Origin of the sequence: Streptomyces sp. SID486, from assembly GCF_009865385.1 — a bacterium.
In the GTDB taxonomy this organism is placed as follows: Bacteria; Actinomycetota; Actinomycetes; order Streptomycetales; family Streptomycetaceae; genus Streptomyces.
The window spans coordinates 1-503 of sequence record NZ_WWJT01000295.1 but is presented as its reverse complement, the minus strand read 5'-3'; the positions used below and the strand labels follow the sequence as shown (position 1 = coordinate 503).

At 72.4% G+C, this 503-nt stretch carries 1 protein-coding gene; it reads right to left on the bottom strand.

All coding sequences use genetic code 11. The annotated features are described in order from the left end of the window. The coding region (locus tag GT045_RS13895) for an acyl carrier protein (RefSeq protein ID WP_161334350.1) at positions 1-503 on the bottom strand (503 nt) is incomplete at both ends.

Here is a 503-nt window from a genome sequence, read left to right as displayed (position 1 = left end):
TCCAGCAGCAGCCGCTGCTGCGGGTCCATCGCGGCTGCCTCACGCGGCGAGATCCCGAAGAACGCGGGGTCGAAGGCGGCGGCGTCGTAGAGGAAGCCTCCCTGGCGGACGTACGTCTTGCCCGGGGCGTCGGGGTCGGGGTCGTAGATGCCCTCGATGTCCCAGCCGCGGTCGGTGGGCAGTCCGCCGATCGCGTCCCCGCCGGACGTGATCAGTTGCCACAGCTCGTCGGGGGAGGTCACCCCGCCGGGGTAGCGGCAGCTCATCGCGACGATCGCGACGGGATCGTCGTCGGTGGCGGGCGCCCCGGCCACGCCGGTGCCGGCCCGGGACGCGGCGTCCGCACCGTCGGCCGTCGCCGTCTCGCCTTCGAGGAGCTGCTGCTTGATGTGGTCACCGAGCGCGGCGCTGCTGGGGTAGTCGAAGATCAGGGTGGCGGGCAGTCGCAGTCCGGTGGCCGTGTTGAGCCGGTTGCGCAGCTCCACCGCCGTCAACGAGTCGAA